We start from the raw sequence: 20,650 nt of genomic DNA, 5'->3' as shown, positions 1-20,650 counted from the left end.
GCTTAATCACAAAATACAATTCGACCAGACGCATGCTGGCCTTTTTCTGATTGATAGCTAAACAAACATTTGCCTTTTGCATTGCGCTCAAGGGTTAGGTTTACCGTCATATCAGGGGTTGTTACTACCTGAAACTTTAACACTTCTAAATCTTGTACTAGTTTGCCAAAACCCAAATATTGCTGAGCATATTTTACTGCCTAATCCAGCTGTACTACGCCTGCTAAAATTGGTGCATCAGGAAAGTGGCCGCGAAAATAATCTAAATCAGCCGCAATGGTTAACGCTAAACTCACGCTAGTTTCTGTTTGTGATAAAACGGCCACCTCTGGGGTCACGTTATTCAGGCTTGGCAAAATACTGCTCCAATGTTTTTAAACTTAATTTAGCTTGGCTGTTAAAAGGAAGTGCATCGATGTAGCGCCATTTACGTGGTAAGCAAATACGTTCAAAGCGGTTTGAGAGGTGTGCTTGTAAAGCGCGGTTAATTGCCAATTTACCCTGTTGTTCAAGCTCTTTATTTGCCTCATCACTGAGTACAACCACCGCACCAATTTGCACGCGCTTAGCTGGAATAACCACCACTTTTGCTTCTTTTACCCAGTCATGGCTTTGCAGATAACTCTCAAGCTCATCTAGGTTTAAACGTTTTTCTTCAATTTTTATCGTTCTGTCTATACGGCCCAACAGTTTAAATTGACCATTTTTATGAATAAGCGCTCTATCATCTAACGGGAAACTCGATTGCTCTAAAATCGCAGAATCTAGCATCAAGCGCCCTTCATGATTCAACGATAAATAATTACCATTAAACGGCTGCCATGGTACATCAACCGCCGCCTGTGTAACTTGTCGATAAGCAATACCGCCGGTTTCGGTACTACCAAATACTTGGGTAGCTGGGCGAGCTAACTGGTTAAATAAAGTTTCGGCATGTTCATTGTTGAGTGGTCCGCCAGAGGAAAATAACCACTTAATTTTGTCGCGTTCAGGAATTAACACATTATCAGCACATAAACGACCAAGTTGCGCAGGGCTTGAAACGAGCGCTGCATAACGAATATTTTTTAGTCTTTGCGCAATATGTTCAGGATACTGAATTTGTTCACTATCAATTATATGGCCTTTCGCCAACGGCCAAAGTAAACGAAATAATAAGCCGTAAATATGCTGATGCGAAACAGTTGCTAAAAACGTAAATTGGCTGGGTAAGTCAAATGACATTGAAAGTACTGCAAGCTCTCGATTTAATACCCGCCACGGTTTCACAATCGGTTTAGATTGTCCTGATGAGCCTGAAGTATAAAATATAACCGCTGTGTTTGTTGGCCATTGTAAACGGTTAGTTTGCAAAGGCGTGTGACCAAGGCTTTGCTCAAGGTTAGTAAAAAGCACATCATCATTGATATTGGTCGCATCGCCGGCAAAAAAAGCAGACTGAGCAAGCAATAAGCTTAATGTTTCATGCTGACCATTAGGTGGCAGAATGACATTATGACCACTACACGCTAAGGCAAATAAGCGCACTGCAAATTGGTAGGTATCAGGATGGAATAACACCACATGGCTGCCAGCTTTAAGCGCTGTGAGCTTACTTTGATAAGCCGCAATATCAGCAAAAAACTGTGTTTGTGTTATTGGCTGCCCTGCAACAACAAATGCAGCGTCTGGGTGAAATTTCAGGTTACTCGCTACCATTACTTTTAACCTTTTGTCTTACAAGCCATTCCACAAGGCCTAAGAGAGCTATCAAAATATAGGCTATTAATCCGTTGTACAGAGTCCATGTCTGTAACGAAGTAAATAGGCTAGTGTATAACGCAATACTGCCATTAATAATAAAAAACGCGCACCATACTTTAGTAACTTGGCGCGTGTAATTAACCCCTTTTTCATCAAGATCAGGCTCTTTAATTCGAGCAAAACTTTCAATGACTGTTGGGCCACTTTTCAACGAATAAGCAAAGGTTATGGCCATTACTGTATTTATAATGACTGGGTAAAGCTTTAAGCCCAGATCACTGTTAAAAAACTGCGTCGTTGCTAAAGCGATAATAGCCAAAATAGAGGCTGGCTTTATCCATGGCATAGATGTCAGTAACTTCTTGCTAAGTACAAGCCTTAAACCTAACAATACCATCAATACCAAGCTCACTTGCCTTAATGAGATATGCTGTAATCCAAAATACACAATAAATGGGTATAAAGATAAGCATACTAAGAGCAGTGTTGTGGTTATCGCTTTGAGCATAGTAATGTTTATGAAACGAGCTTTTCTACTTCGTTTACAACATCTTGCACAGTACGCACTTGCTTAAATGCATCTGGCTCAATTTTCTTACCAGTGATTTCGCGTAGTTTTACAACTAAATCAACAGCATCAATGCTATCAAGATCTAGGTCTTGATACAGGTGCGCATCTAGGCTGATATCATCAGCATCGATCTCAAATTCATCTACTAAAATGCCCTGTAAAACGTTGTAAATGTCAGCAGCGGTTTTCATGCTTATTCCTACTTCTAAGTCTGTATTATGATTGGTGTTGGTTAATAAATTCTGCCAATGCATCTACCGATGCAAAATGGGCTTTTGTTTGTTCTGAGTTTGCGTCAATCTTAACGTTAAACTCTTTTTTAATGGCTAAGCCAAGCTCAAGCGCATCGATGCTATCTAGGCCTAAACCATCAACAAACAAAGGTTGGTCATTTTCAATATCATCCACGGTAATATCTTCAAGATCTAAGCTGCTAATGATTAATTGTTTTATTTTGTTCTTTAGTTCAGTCATAGGTGCCTGAGTTCCTCTGAAAAGTAATGTTGCAAATCACGGGTTAATTGTCGTGCTTGCATGGCGGGTTGTTCATTATTAAATGTGTCGTTAAACATAAATGGGTCAGTGGCAAAGCGCATCTCAAAATGCGCTTTTGTTGCGGCAACGCAATACCATGGTGTGCCTTTGGTCAAAGTGCTGGGTTTCATACTAATCAGCACTGAGGTAATTGGGGCTTTACAACGCGCAGCAATATTCGCAGCGCCACGCTTAAATTTTAACTGTTCACCTGGGGTTGTGCGGGTGCCTTCAGGAAAGATAATCAGGTTATTTCCAGCAGCGAGTGATGCTTCACAATCATTAAGTAACTCTTGCGGGTCTTCATTACTAATATAACCTGTGCCTTTAATGACACCGCGCATAAATGGATTTTTAAATAGGTGTGCTTTGACCACGCAGTCAGCATTTTTAATCACAGATATCAGCACCACAACATCAATTAATGAAGGATGATTGGCAAGTACTAACTGCCCTTTAAGATCATGAAATTTCTGTTTATCTTGCACAGAGAAATGGATAGCACCGGTGTAATGCATTAAGGCAACAAAGAATTTAAAACTATAGTGAACCGTTAAACGGGCTTTTTGCTTACGTTTCGCTTGGCAAGGTTCAAATAAACGTTGTAGAGGCAAAACCAACAAGGTGAGTACAATACCGCCAAAACCAAATACAGAAAAACAAAACCCGGTTGCCAGTACCCGCCAAATTTTATTCAACTTAATGTAAACGTTAGTCGCCATGGTACTGTAGCATCCAAGCTGATTGTTGATGTGAAAGCAGCGATTGTGATCCTTTGCTTGTTAAAGCAGCTGCTAATTGCAAACTCAGTGGTAAACACGAGTCACTTTGAGTATGTTCTGATTCAGGAAGTTTCGTTAATTCAAAATATGGCTTACCGGTCTGCGCTGTTGATAATACGAACGATACACTATGAGCAATTTGTTGCTCGTCGCTAAATGGTAAGTACTCATCTGGTAATACACTTTCGGCATGAGCAATCAAAATCTGCTGTTCAATACCACTATGAACACGCGCAAAACCATCTATCATGGCTGAAATAATACTGTCTTGACCACCAGCAATAGCATTCATCGGGGCTTTATTTTTTGCAATAATCGAAAATAATCCGGTTGCAGCATTATGTACACTCAAACCAAATGCGGTCGGAGAAAGAGGCTCTTGTTCGACAAGTGAATGTAACAGTTGCGATGTTTTTGGTAAGTCGCCATGACGCGATGAAAAATTAACAGCTAGCTACTGATACTCACCTTGCGCTTGATGCATAGTATGAAGAGCCATTTTCATAAATGGGCTTAAGCGGCGGCGCTGCATCGGTGCAACCCAGCTTAAATCAAAGTCAGCAAGATTGAGATGGCTTAATTCTGCTATTTGTTGCTCGGGTGCAACCCATAAACTCAAATTATCAACAACAAATTTCACAAATATTATTCTTATAACGCCAAACGATTGCTAATTTTACCTATTAGCTACAAAAAAGTAAAACAATGGTGCTTAATTACAGCCGCAATTAAGCACTCATTCATTTTTATCGTAAAATAACGTCTTTTTCGGTTAAAAGTTGTGCTTTTTCGCCTACTATATCAGCAACATCAAGTTCGTTAATGTAACCTAAACCGATTTCTTGCTGAGCACTTGTTAGTGGCACATAAGGAAGACGGAACACAGGATTTACCGCGCCTGTCATCATAAGTGCCGTATTGATTGCAATTGGGTTAGGCTCGCAGAATAACCAGCCCATAAGTGGCTGTAGTTTTGCATTAAGTGCATCATTTTGCTCATCCATTAACTGACGGAATAAGCCTGGAATAATATTAGATGTAACCGAGATAACACCGTGGGCTTTATGAATGTGTCTTGCATCATGCGCTTCATCGTCATTACCTGACCAACAAGCAATACCTTGCTGTTCATAATGAGCAATACGCTCATTGCCACCGCATTCTTTTACACCGATAAAGTTTTCGTGCTTAGCGAGTGGCTCAATGATATCGGGTGTTAAGTCTTGGCCTGTACGACCGGCTACGTTGTAGATAAACGCAGGACCAATATCAAGTAAACGGTTAAAGTGCTCTTTCACACCCGCCAGCGACGTACGTCCGTAATAAGGGTTAATTTGTAGCGCTGCATCCATACCGGTGGCAAAACCATACTCGGTTGCTTTAATCGCTTCGCGTGTATTATTGCTACCTGTATTACCGACAATTAATAAACGGTCAGAGAATTTGCTAACACTGTGAGCAATTAGCATTAAGTGTTCTTCCCAATTCATTAATTGCCCTTCACCTGTGGTACCACCGACAATAATGCCATCAACACCAGCTGCAATTTGCTGTTCAACAAGGTCGTCATAACATGCAAGATCAATTTCACCATTGGTTAAATAAGGTGTTTTTATAGCGGTGATCAAACTTGCTTGTTTAATTGTTTCTAGGTTGCGCATAACTTTTTTAATGTTTGGAAAATTTGCGCTAGTTGTATCACAAACACAGGCATTTTCCGAGTAGTGTGCTGCAATAAATAAAAATACTTGAGAAAAAATCAAAGTTAAGCCAAAATCAAACACTGTATAAATTAACAGTATTTATTGTGAGTATTTGATAATGCAACTTTCAAAATTTTTGGCAACCTACTTTTATACCACCGAAGAGCTGTGCCATACCCTCTCAATTGATGAGGAAACGCTATCGGCATGGCAACAAAGTAGTTTATTTCCAAAGCCGAGTTACTGTTTGCAGAGTCAATTAGAATGCAGTTCGTATTCGGGCATTTATCAATGCGAAGAATATCAAGACTATTACCCTCGTGGTGCCGCTAGCTGGGGGCAATTAATTATCAAACATGACATAAGCTCATCTTGCCAAGCATTTAATTATTTTGCTCAGCAATATTCAAATCAACTCAGTAAGCTTGCTGAGCAAGGCTTTGCTATCGATGAAGAATTATTTGGCAGTGAAATTGACGAGCACTTACAGCAAGTTTGGCAGCAGTTTTTATGCAGTAAATACGGTGTGCTAACACAAAATGGCTTAGTTGAAGAAGCCGTACAGCTCGATGTGGCTAAGTTATTGATTGATGATATTACTGAACTACGCACTAAAACAGGTTTAAGCGTGGAAGAGCGCCAAAGCTTACATAAAGCGCTCAAATTAATGAACCGCGCGTTAAGTCATGGTACGGGCAACGAAGGTAAAAACACCTTACGCCATCGTTATATTGATGACGTAGTGGCAAAGTACGATCTATCGGTAAAATAACCTCTCATTTTTGCGCTTAAAATGAAGCGAAACTGAATGACCGCACAAAGTTACAACAGTGTTTATTTTGTTATAAATAGGTTAATACAATTTGCTACCTTTGTTTTGTAGGTTTTCATCTGCTTGATCGATAGATTGGTCTGGTTGAGTTATTGCTCTTGTCATATTTGTTATTTTGACAGCTAGCAATAACTCCTTTCTTCCAAACTAATTACATCAAAATAAAGGATGAAAAGATGAAACCTTTTCCAAGGCTTGGTCGCTTAAAGGCGACCTACTTAGCCATGCTCGGCTTATCGATTGCTCAACCAGCAACCGCAGAAGAATCATTTGTTACACAACAAAGTAAAGCGGATGCCCTTACATTCACTTTGATCACTGGGGACAAAGTATCGGCTGTTGTCAATAAAGACGGCAAGCTAGGCGGCATTCGATTAGTGAATGCAGATGGTTCAGATACATTCACCAGTATCTTTAAACGTGGTAACAACACCTATGTTGTTCCAAACCATGCTCAAGCCTTAGTTGATTCAAATGCGATCGATTTAGAGTTATTTAACATTAATAAGTTATATGAATCGGGTTACGATGATGCATCAACCGACGCGCTCCCCGTCATTGTTGAATACCGCGACGGCACCCTTGCAGGACCTGCAGTCCCAGCAACGCTTGCTGGTATGTCATTAACCGGTGAAATTGAGCTAATCGACAGCGCCGCATTTGCAATCAACAAAGACAAAGCAGCGCAAACTTGGCAAACCCTGGTTGCACAAGCTGACGTTGAAGGTATTTGGCTTGATGCTGTCGTTCATGCTCACAAGGTTACCCAGTCAGAAACACTGACTCCAACAGTCCCACTAACCGGCGCATATGGTGAGTCAGCGATTAACTATAATGGCGAAGGTATTAAAGTTGCCGTACTTGATACAGGCTACGACACCGAGCATCCAGACTTACTAGGTCGTGTCATTGCATCACGTGATTTTACGTATTCGAGCAACGGTGTAGATGACTTAAATGGTCATGGAACTCATACAGCCTCAACCGTTGCAGGCAATGGCCATGAGTCAGCAGGCAAATGGGTCGGGGTGGCACCAGCCGCCGATTTAATTATCGGTAAAGTACTTGGTAATACAGGAGGAGGATCAACCTACGGTATTTTAAATGGCATGCAATGGGCGGTGCTTTCAGAACAAGCTGACATTGTAAATATGTCATTGGGTGGCACAGCAACAACCTGTAGTGGCCCATTGGTTGAGATGGTTGAAGCGCTTAGCGATAAAGCTTTATTTGTTATCTCTGCGGGCAATAGCTTTACCCGTGAAACGATTGGTTCACCGGGCTGCGCGCCAAGTGCATTAACCGTGGGTGCTATTGATCGTGATGGCAATACGGCGTCGTTCTCTTCACGCGGTCCATCGCCAGATGGCCACTCAGCAAAACCAGATATTGCCTCGCAAGGTGTCTCTGTGGTTGCCGCGGCTTCTGGTGGCTTAGGTGATACGGCCTACCGCGTGTATTCAGGTACATCAATGGCTGCCCCTCATGTTGCCGGTGGTGCTGCAATTGTAATGCAAGCTCGCCAAGACCTTACGCCAAAAGAAATTAAAGACGTGCTTACATCATCTGTATTTAGTAGTGATTCTCACGTCCTTGAGCAAGGTGCCGGTGCCATGAATATCGACCGAGCCATTGACCAAGCTATTGTGGCCCCTGCAAACCGTGAACTTGGCTACTTTGATAATGCCAATAGTACATTTACCGAAACACAGATCACGTTAACAAACACGTCTGATGAAAATATTAAATTAAAATTGAAATTAGATTTAATCGGTGAAGATGGCAAAACACAATTACCGGCGACCTTGGCAGGGTTAGATGTTAAATCTGTAACAATCCCAGCCAAAGGTGTTGCTCAAGTCCCTATGTGGATTGACCCTAGTGTGGCACTTAATAACAGTGCTTATGGTGCAATTACAGGTCGTATCACAGGCACAACCGTTGGCAATACTGATCAGCAAGTGACAGTGCCAGTGTCATTTTGGATTGACCAACCCCAAGTTAATTTAACAGTAAACCTAACTGATCGCTGGGGTAATCAAGCAGGCTCGCCATCAAAGCTTTACTTAATAAATGAAGAAGATGATTGGGGCAGTCTTGTTAGGCTCACTGGCGGTAAAGCCAATATCGATGTACCTGCTGGCTACTATACGTTGATTGCTAACATTATGACTTATGATAACCCGCAAACCAGCTCTGGTTTAGTAGAATCAGCGGCACAAATGGCTGTATTAAATCGTAAGATTGATGGCAAAACAGAGATTAACTTTGATGCACGTAACGCTCAGCCTGTTACCTTTAAAGCTGACCAGCCTCTTGATCCACAAGGTTATTCGTTTGGCTTTACTTACGCGATTGACGATCAAGAAGTTGCGAAGCTTGCAGCTATCGAAATGGCTCCTGATTACGTAAATGATATGTATGCATGGTCACAAGGTCATGACGATCGCTTTCGCTCATTTATCACCACCCGCGCAGTGGCTCCAGAAACAACCGTCAAAATGCAAAACGGGGTTGAACTTGATTACATCAAACAAGGTTTAGCACTGTCTTTTCATGGTGAAGGCTCTGCAGAAGTAGTGCCAGTAGGTGATGCTGGTTACAGCACTGACTGGAGCCAATTTGAGTTAGACGGAAAAATTGCGCTTATTGCTAACCCTAATTACCTCACGTCTTACATGGTCGGTAATGCGATGAAAAATGGCGCCAGCGGTGTGATTTTTTATCGTCCTGGTCGTGGCGGCCGATATAAAGGGGCAATCACAGGCACACCAAAAGTCCCCGTGATTGGTATTAGTACCGAACAAGGTGAAGCCTTAATGGCAGAAATAGAGGCTGGCAACAATATCGTTAGCTGGTCTGGTATTGCGGCTGAACGCTCACCTTATGCTTATTCAATAAACCATATTACTGATGGCCGAATTCAATCTGGGAAAATCAATATTGCTGAACATAAAATGCATAAAATAAGTGCGTCTTATCACTCGCAAAATGATGAGCGCCCTGCATGGACTGATGTTATGGCAATGACCAACAGTACCGGAGAGTTCTACTCAACAGGTAGCTCACAGTTAATTATGTTGCCTCATCAGCGTGATGAATATTACACAGCAAGTACAAAAAATGCATGGACGAATGTCGTTATGCCAAACTATCAAATTCAAAGTGCTGGCGCTTATTTTGATGGTCCACGCGCTATGACTGAAGGTGCAGAGCAAAACACCACTTGGTTTAAAGGTCCACGTGCTGGTAGCTTAGGCAGCAGTGGCTCGGCGATTATTAGCCGCGATACCAACGTTCTTTACTTTAACCTTGCCTCGTTTGGCGATGCCGCAAACCATGATGGTATTTTTGGCTTTATGGGTAGCTCAGCCTTTGGTTTAAAAGTAAATGGTGAGCCTGTATCTCCGTATCAAGGTACGTTAACTCTTGAGCCGGGCTCTCATCAAATTACCTTAGAAATGCGATCTTATGCCCGTGGTGTTGGTGAGCGCTCTCCAGTCAATGATAAGCTAGGTTCTCTTTACCAAGGTTTCTATACATTTACGGCTGACGAGCAGCAACAAGGTGTTCAGCCAATTTTAGTGCCTATGGTTGATTTACCTGTTGATATTAACAACAGCATGAAATCAGGTGAAGCGGCTCACGTTAAGTTAACGGGTTTATTGGACGGTGTAGGTGAAGTGGCGCTGGCAGATGTACAGTTCCAATATGCGTACGGCCAAGAATGTACGATTGCTAACGTGCCTGCTTATATCTATTGCCCTGTATCAACGAAGTTCTCAAGCGAAAACTGGTTAGATGCACAAGTTGAACACATTGACGGTGAATGGGTAGCTACGATCCCTAATACTGGCAACGTCGGTGACTTTGTCCATATTCGTACGATTGTTTCTGATTATGGTTCAAGCCAAGCTGAGCAAATTACCATGCGAGCTTACATGTTAGATTAATTAGTTAGCGCTAATCAGCAAAGCCGCCTTCGGGTGGCTTTTTTCATGTAAAAACAACATGATCAAGTATTAAGAATCTAAATGCTCGTACTGACCACGATACACTTCGAAAGTCTTCACAACGGTGTGTTGCTCTTTACTTAGATTATCAAACCAGGTATCGAAACGCTCATCATCATCTTGTTCACTCAGAGCTAAATACTGTGCCAACAACTCAATAATATCGTTGTGAGTACACGACAAGGTGTCTACATGATTAGCTAAAACAGAATGGTCTTTATCGCGAAGCGTGTTCATTACATTTTGATCTAGTTCTTCACGGCTAGTTTTATCATTCACTTCCTTATCCTTCTTTAAAATAAGCACGCATACCTAGTTATAACAGCCTTACCGACAATATCCAGCTTTTTAAATCTAACTGCTTATTGATTGTTCAGCTTGTACAAAATTAAGACAAGCCGATATAAATAAGAATCATTTTTATCTTGATCTAAATAGTCAACCACCCTATAATCGCTACATTATCACATAACAAAGAGTTCCATTATGAAGCCAAATATCCACCCTGATTACCAGCAAGTCGCGTTTCATGATACAGCGGCAGACAGCTACTTTATTATTGGTTCGACAATTAAAACTTCGCGCACAATTGAACTTGAGGGCAAAACCTACCCTTATGTGCCAATTGACGTATCAAGCGATTCACACCCGTTTTATACCGGTAAGCAAAAAGCCGTTGCAAGCGATGGCCGTGTTGCTGCGTTTAATCGTCGTTTCAAAAACTTAGCGAGCAAGTAGTTGCTATAGGTAAGAACATGAAAGTATTAAGTTCATTAAAAAGCGCGAAGAACCGCCCGGGCTGCCAAATCGTAAAGCGTAAAGGTCGTGTCTATGTTATTAATAAAGACAATCCGCGCTTGAAGGCAGTTCAGGGTAAAAAGAAAAAGCGTTAAAAAAGGTGCCTCGGCACCTTTTTAAAATTATAGTAAATCTAACTCAATAACTTTACTTACCAAATAACAACTCCCAAAAACCTGGCGGCTCATGTAGCTCATGGTATTTCTTACGTAGCTCATCAATAGATTTAAGCGGCGCTTTTGCAGCTTCAAGGCCACGGGTCGTTGCAAGTTGCTTAGCTTGCTTTGCTTGATTTATGACTTTATCAAGCCCTTCTAAAGACGCTGTTTTATGCTGTTTAAAATCAGCTGTTTTGGCAGTCTCTAATAACTCAATAAATTCATCAATCGCGGTATTAAAGGTGGCTAAATCAGTTGCTCGCACTGAGTTTTTATAAGCAAGCCCCATGTTTTTCATATTGGCCTCAAGATCAATATTATTGGCCGCGCTCAGACTGGAAAAAACGATTAAAAAACTAATAAAAATGGCTTTCATACACTCTCAACCAAATACAAATTATGCACCCATTATAAAGCGAAACGCTACGTAAACCTAATGCCATTAAAATACCGAATACAGCAACAAAGTAAATATTCTGTAATCACCTTTTCACAATAAACAAAAAACACCTGAACCCCACAAAGAACCTAACACACTGTTTAAATTGAAATTAGATGTGTACAAATTGATACGTAGTTTTTGTTTGCAAATAATAGGGACAATGATAAAGTGCACCGCGTTAACATTTTAAGAACAACTGTTAACAACCCTTTAAGGGATAAAATAAAAACTAACAGGTGAAACAATGAAAAAACATAACATCTTAGGTGCAAGTATTAAGCTTGCCCTGTGCACATCTGCACTTGCAATTTCAGGTCAGTCATTTGCTGCTGATGAAGAAGGTGTACAAACAATCGACCGTATCGAAGTAACAGGTTCTCGTATTTTACGTGAAGGTGCTATTGCCCCTGCGCCAGTGACAGTTATCACTGGTGATGACTTAGTTAACACAGGCGCGGTTAATATCGGTGAGGCACTTAATAAATTACCAGCTCTTGGTAATACTTTTTCACTTTCAAACTCTGGCCGTTACATCGGTACTGCGGGTTTAAGTATTCTTGACTTACGTAATATGGGTACTGACCGTACGCTAGTACTTGTTAATGGTAAACGTCACGTTTCTAGCTCTGCAGGCTCTCAATCAGTTGATACAAATACAATTCCAAGCACATGGGTTGAGCGTGTTGAAATTATCACCGGTGGGGCGTCAGCTGTATACGGTGCCGATGCTGTAACGGGTGTAGTTAACTTCATTCTTAAAAAGAATATTGAAGGCTTTAGCGCAAGTGTAACTCGAGGCGAATCAGACCTAAGCGATTACAGCAACGAAAAAGCAACACTCTCTTACGGCACAAACTTCGATAATGATCGCGGTAACGTGGCATTCTCTGTTGAGTATTCGGGTCAAGATACTTTAAATGCGTTAGACCACCCTTGGACTGATGGCTCTTACCGCAATATGCGCAACACAGCTCAAACAGCTGAAAACAAAGATGATCCAGCTTTTCCTGACTACATTTATACGCCAAATGCAGGCTACTATGCGATTAATAACGCAGGTGTATTCGCGCTAAGTAATGGCTATGTAAATTCATTTAACCCAGATGGTACTTACCGTGAACTTAACATTGGTGACCAAGTTGATGGCCTTGCATGTGCTAACTGTGATTCATTTAACCTAGCACAGTTTAACCAAATTCAACCTGAGTTTGAACGCTACAACATTAACTTCAAAACAAACTACGATATCGCAGAGGGCATGAATGCGTATCTTGAAGCAAAGTATGTTAACAGCGAAGGCCAAAGCATTGGTCAGCCTGCATTCTTCTTCTTTAACCCAAATAACAGCATCAAGATTGATAACCCTTACCTTGACTCAAGCGTTAAAGATCTAATGGAACAAGAAGGTGTTAGCTCAATCATGGTTAACCGCATGATGACTGACTTAGGTCGTCGTGTTGAAAACAATACACGTGAAACAACCCGTTTTGTTGCAGGCTTAAAAGGCACGGTATTCAATGACTGGGAATTAGATGCGTCAGTTGTATATGGCCAAACTGATTTAGAGCGTGTTAATGGCGCTAACATGATCATGGCAAACTACTACAATGCCCTAGATGCTATTGATGATGGTTCAGGCAATGTTGTTTGTCGCAGCGAAGAAGCACGTGCTGAAGGGTGTGTACCTGTTAATATCATGGGCTTTGGTGCACCGAGCCAAGAAGCGATTGATTACATCAATACTGTTTCAGTAGGTACTTCAAAGATTACCCAAACAGTTGTGTCTGCTTCACTTGCAAATTCAGCAATTTATGAATTACCAGCTGGTTACATTGGTTTTGCAGCGGGTGTTGAATACCGTAAAGAAGAAAGCGAAACTGAAGAGCCAGACAACGCAGCCGGTACCTTCTTTAACGCGCTTGGCGAAGACAAAGGTGAGTTTGATGTAAATGAAATTTACTTCGAAGCATCAATCCCACTTCTTGCTGATTTACCTCTTGTTCAAGACCTAGTACTAGATACAGCGGTACGTTACGCTGACTACAGCACAATTGGTGATGCAACAAGCTGGAAACTTGGTTTAGATTGGACTGTTAACGATCAACTACGTGTACGTGCAACACAATCAGAAGCACTACGTGCGCCAAACATTGGCGAAATCTTTGGTGCACCGAGCCAAACATTCTACAGTGTTGACGATCCATGTTTAGCTGATAACTTGAATGATCTACAAAATTCAGAAGTACGCCGCGCGAACTGTGCAGCTCTTGGTGTACCTGCTGATTTTGAATCAGACTACGATGCGCAAACCCTTGAAGGTTTAGTAAGTGGTAACCGAGATGTGAAAGGCGAAGAATCAACCAGTACAACAATTGGTTTTGTTTACCAACCTTCATTCATTGAAAACGCTGTAGTGACAGTTGACTACTGGAAAATTGAACTTGAAGACGCGATTTCGACCATCGGTTCACAAGACATTCTTGACCGCTGTGTAGATGCAGAAGGTGGTATTAATAACCAATACTGTAACCTAATCACGCGTGATAGCAGCTCACATGAAATTACACTTATTCAAAACTCAGTTCTGAACGTGTCTGGTCAAGAAGCATCAGGTGTTGACTTTGAATTAGGTTATGACTTTGATGCACTAGAAGGCAACTTCTCAACACGTTTAATTGGTACGTACTTAATTGAGCGTAAAACCTTCCCATTCCAAGACCAACCGAGCGACTACTATGAGTACGCAGGCACAACTGGCGAAGCGAAATGGCAAGCAAACCTTTCAATTTCTTATAAGCGTGATGGCTTCTTTACAACGTTTGATACACGTTATCTAGATGAAGTAAGCCTTTACACTGACCAAGAACTTGCAGATAACCCGAATCCAAATAGCTTAATGACATTTGGTACTTACGTTATCTCTGATGCAACAATTGGTTATAACTTTGAAAATGGTTTTGGTGTGAAGCTGGGTGTAGATAATATCTTCAACCGCAAACTTCCATACGGTACGTTAGGTACAGGTTCTGGTAGTGCAAGTTACGACAACATCGGTCGTTTCGGCTACTTAAGACTATCTTACGATTTCTAATCGTAAAATATTTGATTCTCTTGGGGCTGCACATTTGTGCAGCCCTTTTTCTATCAGATATTAAAAAACTATCCTATGCCAATCATTTACTTAAAACCTGACAATTCAAGCTATACTCTTCCCTATCGGCCTTTTAACTTAATAAGACTATGCTCAAAACGGTATTTTTCATTATCTGCCTATTTTGCTTACCGAGTGTCTTTGCCAAGCAAAGTATTATTTTTATAAACCCAGGTCATGCCGATACCAATGTCACAGGCCCGTTTTGGTTTGAAGTGTCGCAGTTGATGCGTGATGCTGCCAAAGACTTTAATCTCGAATTAACGATTCATTATGCCAACCGAAATCATATTGAAATGAAGTCATTAGTGGCTAAAGCGATAAAAGCAAAGCCAGACATGCTGATTTTAGTTGATGAGAAAAGTGTGCTTACCCAACAACTTTTAAGCTTAAAGCACATCTCTACGCCCATCTATTTTTTACTTAACCGCCCATCAGAACAAGAACTAAACCGTTTGATTGATCATGGTATTAATATCGCAGGTAGCGTTGTGCCCGATAACAAACAAGCGGGTCAATTATTAGCTGAAAAACTGATTGAAAAAGCTCAGCACACGGCAAATATTCTCGCGATTAATGGTGATTACACCACTCATGCAGCACTTGATAGAGAGCAAGGTTTAGAGCAAAGTGTTCAAACGCATGATAATGCTAATATCACCGCTAAAACAGTTGCCAACTGGTCAGCAACACAAGCGTATCGCCAGAGTCTTGGCTACTTTAGCCATCAATCTAACATCAATATGGTTTGGGCTGCCAATGATGCCATGGCATTAGGGGCTATTGCAGCGCTTGATGAGTTAAATAAACGCAAAGATGTATTGGTTGGCGCAATAAATTGGCCGCTCAGAGTTGTGGCAGAAAAAATAGACGTCACTATCGGCGGTCATGTCACACTAGGAGCTTTAGCTATAGTAAATGTTCATGATCTACTCAATAATTACGCAACCGGAACTATGCATCATGAAGTGGCCATTTTCAGCCAACATAGCGAACAAACGCTTAAGCTAGTTGAACAAATTCACAGTGATAACTTAGCAATTAACTTTCGCGTTTTCAGTAATGCGAATAAAAATGCCCTTCCCTTCAGTGTTGAATCACTTCTTTTAGAGGCAACAAAAAGCGCACTGTAAAGGGCATTTACATTATTTATTACTGAGCCAAACTGCTTGATATGGGGTTAGCGACATTGTTTGTGTTTGCTCAGTAATTTGCTCACCGCTGATCAAATCTCGCCATTGCTCGGTACCAATCAAATTTAAGTCGGCAAGCGTAAGCGTTTGCGGCTCGTCACTAATGTTATAAACACAAAACATACTTTGCGAACGGTTGATACTTTGTCGCCAAAAACCAAAGAGCCCTTCGCTTAAATGTAACGTATATTGCGTCGCATTAGGGTGAAATGCACTTTGCGCCTTACGAATAGCCATTAGGTTTTTCATCGCTTTAAACACAGTACGATGATGGGCATTTTCATTACTCAGCTTTGCTAGTAAATCTGACTCTTGCCAGCGGTGACGGTTAATCGCTCGGTTATGTTGGCTATTTTCAAAGCGATCATAATCATTGGTAGTACCGAGTAAGCTATGAATATACAAACCAGGAATACCTTCAAGCGCAAACATAATGGCATGCGCACATAAAAAGCGTGCAACCCCCCATTTATCTGGGCCTTTATGGGTACCTTGCAACGCATCAAATAAGGCAATGTTTAACTCATAAGGGGTATTGGTGCCATCTGGGGCGGTACGTAATGAAACTTTACCGCCATATTTCGCAGTCGTATTGACCATTTCGGCAATTTCACTTTGCTCCAACAAGCCTTCAACGGGGCGCAAGCCAATACCATCATGTGAAGCTATAAAGTTAAAGTATGCCGTCCCTTCTTGAGGAGGTGGCATACTCATCATCCAATGTTTTAATGCGGTACTGTCGCCACTGAGTAAGGTATGTAATAACAGCGGTGGTAATGAAAAGTTGTAAATACAATGCGCTTCGTTGGCATTACCAAAGTACGATAGGTTTTCGCGGTTCGGGATATTAGTTTCTGTGATAATAATCACATTAGGCTCAAAATGCTCAATAAGGGTGCGAAGCAGCCTGATCACTTCGTGTGTCTCAAGCAGGTTAATGCAGCGGGTATTGAGTTTTTTCCATAAAAAAGCCACCGCATCAAGGCGGAATATACGCACACCGTTATCTAAATAATGACGAATAATGCTGACAAATTCATTGAGTACATCTGGGTTAGCAAAATCAAAGTCGACTTGGTCATGACTAAAGGTACACCACACATGTTGCAAACCGTCTTTAGTTTCAACCGCCTGTAAAAGCGGTGATGTTCGCGGGCGAACAACTTGCACAAGGTCATCACTCTGGCTTGCCGTTTTAAAATACCCTTTTCCCGGCTCTTTGCCCTGAATAAAGTTTTCAAACCAAACGCTGCGGCTAGAGCAATGGTTGATCACCAAATCTGCCATCAACCTAACATCCGCTGAAATATCGCGGATATGTTGCCAACTACCTAACGCTTCATTCACTTGCACATAATTCATTACCGCGAAGCCTTCATCTGAGCTATATGGGTAAAACGGCAAGATGTGTAGTGCATTAAGCTCAGGTAAGCATTGGTTTTTTACAAAGCGATGTAACGTATGCAAAGGCGGCTCTTCAGGCTTAGCAACGGCTTCATCCGTATTAGCATGACGAATAATCGAATCACCGTAGGCAATTAAAATCATATCTTGCTCATCCCAACGGTTTTTATGCGGCGTTGGGTCTCGAACAGGATCATCACCTAACATGGTATTGATTAATCTATCTGCGAGTTGTTCAAGCGTTGTTGATAACTCAACTTCGCCGTAGATGCAGGTTAAATGCTGAATAACCCTTTGTTGCAAAAGCTCTAAAGTCACGTGCCTTCCCCGTTAAATATATTCTTTGTTATCAAGCTCTACGGCTTCTTCTAAGCGAGCAAACACCTCTGGCATTGCCGAAGCTACTCGGTTCCAACTCGGCACAAACGGTGCTTCCATTGGGTTTTCTAAAAAGTGCTGACCCGCATTCATAATATTTTGAGCAAACATTTCAACGGCTTTTTCTTCATGATGAATATCGAGTGTTAAGCCATTCATTAACGCATCGTTGTGATAAGTTTCAATAAAATCGAGGGCAATACGGTAATAGGTCGCCTTTAATGAGCGAATCGTTTCTGTCGTAAAAGTCACCCCTTGGGTAGCCAGCTTCCTAAATAAAGCTTTGGTGATATCAATCGACATTTTCGACAAGCCCGCCGCTTGGTTTTCTAGCGATAAGTCTTGGTGTTTGTGATCATAGTTATCAGCAATATCTACCTGACATAAACGGTTATGCGAGTAATTACGATACATCTCTGATAGCACGCCAATTTCTAAGCCCCAGTCACTTGGAATACGAATATCATTAAGTACATCACGGCGGAATGAAAACTCACCCGCTAGCGGGTAACGAAACGAATCCATATATTCTAAGTAATCGTTGCTACCTAATATTGTTTTAAACGAACGCAATAACGGCGTTACCAGCAAACGTGACACACGGCCATTAATTTTGCCCTCAGCGGTGCGCGGGTAAAAGCCTTTACAAAATTCATAGTTAAAACGAGGGTGAGCAACGGGGTAAATTAAACGTGCTAATAGCGCTCTGTCGTAAGTCAAAATATCGCAGTCATGCAGTGCAATTGACTCTACTTTTGAGGTTGCCAACTTATAGCCCATGCAATACCAAACATTGCGACCTTTACCTAGCTCTCGTGGCGCAACGCCCAATTTTTGTAGTTCTTTATCAAGAGCTTGTAAACGCGGGCCATCATTCCAAAGTACCTTATGAGGCTGATCAAGCTCAGCAAAAAACTGCAGTGCATGGCGATATTGGCTTTCATCAGCGCGATCTAGACCAATGGTAATTTGCGATAAATAAGGCACATGTTTCAGCTCAGCAATAATATTTTGCAGAGCGGGTCCTTCTAACTCACTGTAAAGCGAAGGCAAAATCAGGCCCATTGGGCGTTGTTTTGAAAAGCCCAACAACTCTTTTTCTAGTTCTTCTACTGGGCGGTCAGCAATATTGTGTAAGGTCGTGATAATGCCATTTTGATAAAAATCAGCCATGAGATTGCTCCTGTTTTGCTGCAAAACGCGCTTTGATGATAGTTAACGCAGAAACTTCTTGAACCCAACCTGCAGGGGCGGGCTTTTCGCTGAGCTGCCATGCTTTTTGTAATATTTGTGATTGCACTTGGCTGCCAGGGTTATTGATTAAAATAGCGGTGTCGGCCGCCTTTAGCATGGCTACATCGTTTTGACTGTCGCCAAGCGCTATCACAGTAAAAGGATTCCGATAGGCTTTTTTGAACTGATTTAACAGCCACTTTTGTGCAAGTCCTTTATTGTTACCTTTGGTTAAATGGATAAAACGCCCGCCAACAAGCACTTCGTAGCCTGCTTGGCTCATTGCATCTATCAAACCTTGCTTTTCTTCCTCACTACCCGAAAAACAAACCGGATCTGAGTACTGTCTTTGTAGAGCCAATTCACTTTTATCGACGGGGAGTCCTGTTAACTCGGCTATTTCTTGTGCACTAAATTGGCTAAACAAACGTACACAATGACTAAATTGGCTCGCATATTGTTTAAGATCTTCATGCAATTTATCGGTACTTTGCGTCATGGCAAAGCGCCAATAACCTTTATATTCATCACAGCCAATCGGCTTTACTTTGAAATAGTCTTTCGGGATATAAACAGCAGCACCATTTTCCACAATAAAGGGCTGGTGATGATCCAAACCTTTTTGAATATCAGTGACTTCAGCAAAGGTTTTGCTGGTGTTAAAAATCACATTGACACCGGTATCATTCAACTTTGCCAAAAATGGTTTGATCACCTCACATTCGTAACTATCGTGATCGAGCAATGTGCCGTCTAAGTCAGTAAAAATAAGTGGCTGAGCAATCTGGTCAGCGAGAAGTTCCATCTTGGTGATATCACGCTCGGTATCAAGCAATAATAACGCATCCACGCTGTGCGCAAGAGTAGCTAAGTTTTCCCGCGTAATACGTTCAAAATGAGAGATAAAACGCTTTAAACTCACTTCGTCAAACGTGCCCTGCCCCTGGCCTTTTTTGGCAATTAGTTTACGCTCTTGCTCTAAGCGCCACGCATACACATCTTCAAATGAAGGCGCTTTTAACATAATGGTGTAATCGGCCATTGCGAATACATTTTGATATTCATTCGCTAAGCAACTATTTACGCAGCGACGCCAAATGCCGTCGGCATCTTCTAGTTGCTCTAATTCATTTACCGGAGTTTGCAGTTGATAAGGCTGCTGAGGTGTACTGGCTACACACCAGCCTTCAAAAAACACGATATCAATCGGCTTTTGATTACTAGGCCACAGCTCTTTTGGCACCGGATCATCAGTTAGTTTATCAAATTGAGGTAATGGCACTTCCACTTTACCTGCCAACAAAGCTGATAAGGTTTGTTCCATTAATTGCGTATCATGCGTACCTGGTACACCACGACTCGCAAACAAAGGATGAACATCTTTAGCAAGCTCATTGCGTGCATCACGACTTAAATAAAAGTCATCGATTGATAATGACACACTATTAAATTCGGTATTGCTATTAACCCAGGTCACTAAGAAATCAGCAAGGGTCGTTTTACCTGACCCTTGGCAGCCGTTAATCGCCACCAGCATAGGTTGGCCGGTCATTTTTGCGCTTAAGATATCGTGCGCGAGGGGTATAAAAAACTGCTCACTTAAGTATTGATACTTGAGTGGTAACTGATGCTTCGCTAAAAACGGGGTAATATCCACAACATTTGCCTCTTGCATAATCGCTCCTACCAGTATGACATAGAGATAAATGCAGTTA

Annotated in this window: 17 protein-coding genes and 2 pseudogenes; 6 read left to right on the top strand and 13 right to left on the bottom strand. The window is 41.6% G+C overall.

The genetic code is table 11. The annotated features are described in order from the left end of the window. Window positions 1-2: 2 nt before the first annotated feature. The 8 genes and pseudogenes from J8Z28_RS21985 to dapA all read right to left on the bottom strand — a co-directional run bounded on the left by J8Z28_RS21985 (window position 3) and on the right by dapA (window position 5,291). Window positions 3-326: pseudogene (locus tag J8Z28_RS21985) on the bottom strand (ApeI family dehydratase). Window positions 327-339: 13 nt separating this feature from the next. Continuing rightward, window positions 340-1,698 carry an AMP-binding protein gene (locus J8Z28_RS20200; RefSeq protein ID WP_250660449.1) on the bottom strand — a complete coding sequence of 453 codons (1,359 nt, stop codon included), beginning with the start codon at window positions 1,696-1,698 and terminating at the stop codon, window positions 340-342. Continuing rightward, the gene (locus tag J8Z28_RS20195; RefSeq protein ID WP_250660448.1) at window positions 1,685-2,251 is read right to left on the bottom strand and encodes a COG4648 family protein; all 567 of its coding nucleotides are present in this window, start codon (window positions 2,249-2,251) and stop codon (window positions 1,685-1,687) included. The genes J8Z28_RS20200 and J8Z28_RS20195 overlap by 14 nt, the downstream gene beginning before the upstream one ends. Window positions 2,252-2,259: 8 nt before the next feature. Next, window positions 2,260-2,505, bottom strand: a complete 246-nt coding sequence (locus J8Z28_RS20190; protein ID WP_054554554.1) for an acyl carrier protein — start codon at window positions 2,503-2,505, stop codon at window positions 2,260-2,262. A gap of 25 nt (window positions 2,506-2,530) precedes the next feature. After that, window positions 2,531-2,788, bottom strand: coding sequence for a phosphopantetheine-binding protein (locus tag J8Z28_RS20185; protein WP_054554555.1), 258 nt, complete (start codon window positions 2,786-2,788; stop codon window positions 2,531-2,533). Then, entirely contained in the window at window positions 2,785-3,570 is a 786-nt protein-coding gene (locus J8Z28_RS20180) for a lysophospholipid acyltransferase family protein (RefSeq protein ID WP_250660447.1), read from the bottom strand. The genes J8Z28_RS20185 and J8Z28_RS20180 overlap by 4 nt, the downstream gene beginning before the upstream one ends. Further along, window positions 3,560-4,270: pseudogene (locus J8Z28_RS20175) on the bottom strand (beta-ketoacyl synthase chain length factor). The gene J8Z28_RS20180 and the pseudogene J8Z28_RS20175 overlap by 11 nt, the downstream one beginning before the upstream one ends. Before the next feature lie 106 nt (window positions 4,271-4,376). Continuing rightward, window positions 4,377-5,291: a 4-hydroxy-tetrahydrodipicolinate synthase gene (dapA, locus tag J8Z28_RS20170; protein ID WP_054562639.1), complete on the bottom strand. Its 915-nt coding sequence runs from the start codon at window positions 5,289-5,291 to the stop codon at window positions 4,377-4,379. Window positions 5,292-5,451: 160 nt separating this feature from the next. On the opposite strand from dapA, the gene J8Z28_RS20165 reads away from it, so the two are divergent. Beyond that, window positions 5,452-6,105 (top strand): DUF6058 family natural product biosynthesis protein, encoded by a 654-nt coding sequence (locus J8Z28_RS20165; RefSeq protein WP_063527485.1) that lies wholly within the window; start codon window positions 5,452-5,454, stop codon window positions 6,103-6,105. 236 nt (window positions 6,106-6,341) lie between these two features. Next, entirely contained in the window at window positions 6,342-10,118 is a 3,777-nt protein-coding gene (locus tag J8Z28_RS20160; RefSeq protein ID WP_250660446.1) for a S8 family serine peptidase, read from the top strand. 69 nt (window positions 10,119-10,187) lie between these two features. Here the strand turns inward: J8Z28_RS20160 and J8Z28_RS20155 are convergent, their stop codons facing one another. Beyond that, window positions 10,188-10,415, bottom strand: a complete 228-nt coding sequence (locus J8Z28_RS20155; protein WP_220095044.1) for a hypothetical protein — start codon at window positions 10,413-10,415, stop codon at window positions 10,188-10,190. A gap of 249 nt (window positions 10,416-10,664) precedes the next feature. On the opposite strand from J8Z28_RS20155, the gene J8Z28_RS20150 reads away from it, so the two are divergent. Further along, on the top strand, window positions 10,665-10,916 hold the full coding sequence (locus tag J8Z28_RS20150) for a type B 50S ribosomal protein L31 (RefSeq protein ID WP_058584106.1): 252 nt from the start codon (window positions 10,665-10,667) through the stop codon (window positions 10,914-10,916). Between the two features lie 17 nt (window positions 10,917-10,933). After that, a complete protein-coding gene (gene ykgO, locus J8Z28_RS20145; protein ID WP_058584105.1) occupies window positions 10,934-11,071 on the top strand; it encodes a type B 50S ribosomal protein L36 in 138 nt (45 codons plus the stop codon). 52 nt (window positions 11,072-11,123) lie between these two features. Here the strand turns inward: ykgO and J8Z28_RS20140 are convergent, their stop codons facing one another. After that, window positions 11,124-11,510, bottom strand: coding sequence for a cytochrome b562 (locus tag J8Z28_RS20140; protein WP_062565726.1), 387 nt, complete (start codon window positions 11,508-11,510; stop codon window positions 11,124-11,126). A 310-nt stretch (window positions 11,511-11,820) separates the two neighbouring features. Here J8Z28_RS20140 and J8Z28_RS20135 point away from each other — a divergent pair, with 310 nt between their 5' ends. Then, window positions 11,821-14,667, top strand: a complete 2,847-nt coding sequence (locus J8Z28_RS20135) for a TonB-dependent receptor plug domain-containing protein (RefSeq protein ID WP_250660445.1) — start codon at window positions 11,821-11,823, stop codon at window positions 14,665-14,667. A 149-nt stretch (window positions 14,668-14,816) separates the two neighbouring features. After that, window positions 14,817-15,860: an ABC transporter substrate-binding protein gene (locus J8Z28_RS20130; protein ID WP_250660444.1), complete on the top strand. Its 1,044-nt coding sequence runs from the start codon at window positions 14,817-14,819 to the stop codon at window positions 15,858-15,860. Window positions 15,861-15,872: 12 nt separating this feature from the next. On the opposite strand, the gene J8Z28_RS20125 is transcribed toward J8Z28_RS20130, so the two are convergent. Genes J8Z28_RS20125 through J8Z28_RS20115 form a run of 3 tightly spaced genes read right to left on the bottom strand, consistent with a single transcriptional unit; the run spans window position 15,873 to window position 20,610 of the window. Next, the gene (locus tag J8Z28_RS20125) at window positions 15,873-17,642 is read right to left on the bottom strand and encodes a sugar phosphorylase (protein WP_250660443.1); all 1,770 of its coding nucleotides are present in this window, start codon (window positions 17,640-17,642) and stop codon (window positions 15,873-15,875) included. Window positions 17,643-17,654: 12 nt separating this feature from the next. After that, entirely contained in the window at window positions 17,655-18,875 is a 1,221-nt protein-coding gene (locus tag J8Z28_RS20120; RefSeq protein ID WP_054562434.1) for a glycosyltransferase family protein, read from the bottom strand. After that, entirely contained in the window at window positions 18,868-20,610 is a 1,743-nt protein-coding gene (locus tag J8Z28_RS20115; RefSeq protein WP_250660442.1) for an HAD-IIB family hydrolase, read from the bottom strand. Before J8Z28_RS20115 ends, J8Z28_RS20120 begins: the two co-directional genes overlap by 8 nt. Window positions 20,611-20,650: the final 40 nt, after the last annotated feature.

This window comes from Pseudoalteromonas sp. SCSIO 43088 (assembly GCF_023650795.1).
Classification (GTDB): Bacteria; Pseudomonadota; Gammaproteobacteria; order Enterobacterales; family Alteromonadaceae; genus Pseudoalteromonas; species Pseudoalteromonas shioyasakiensis.
This window is presented reverse-complemented; position numbering and strand designations above follow the sequence as displayed.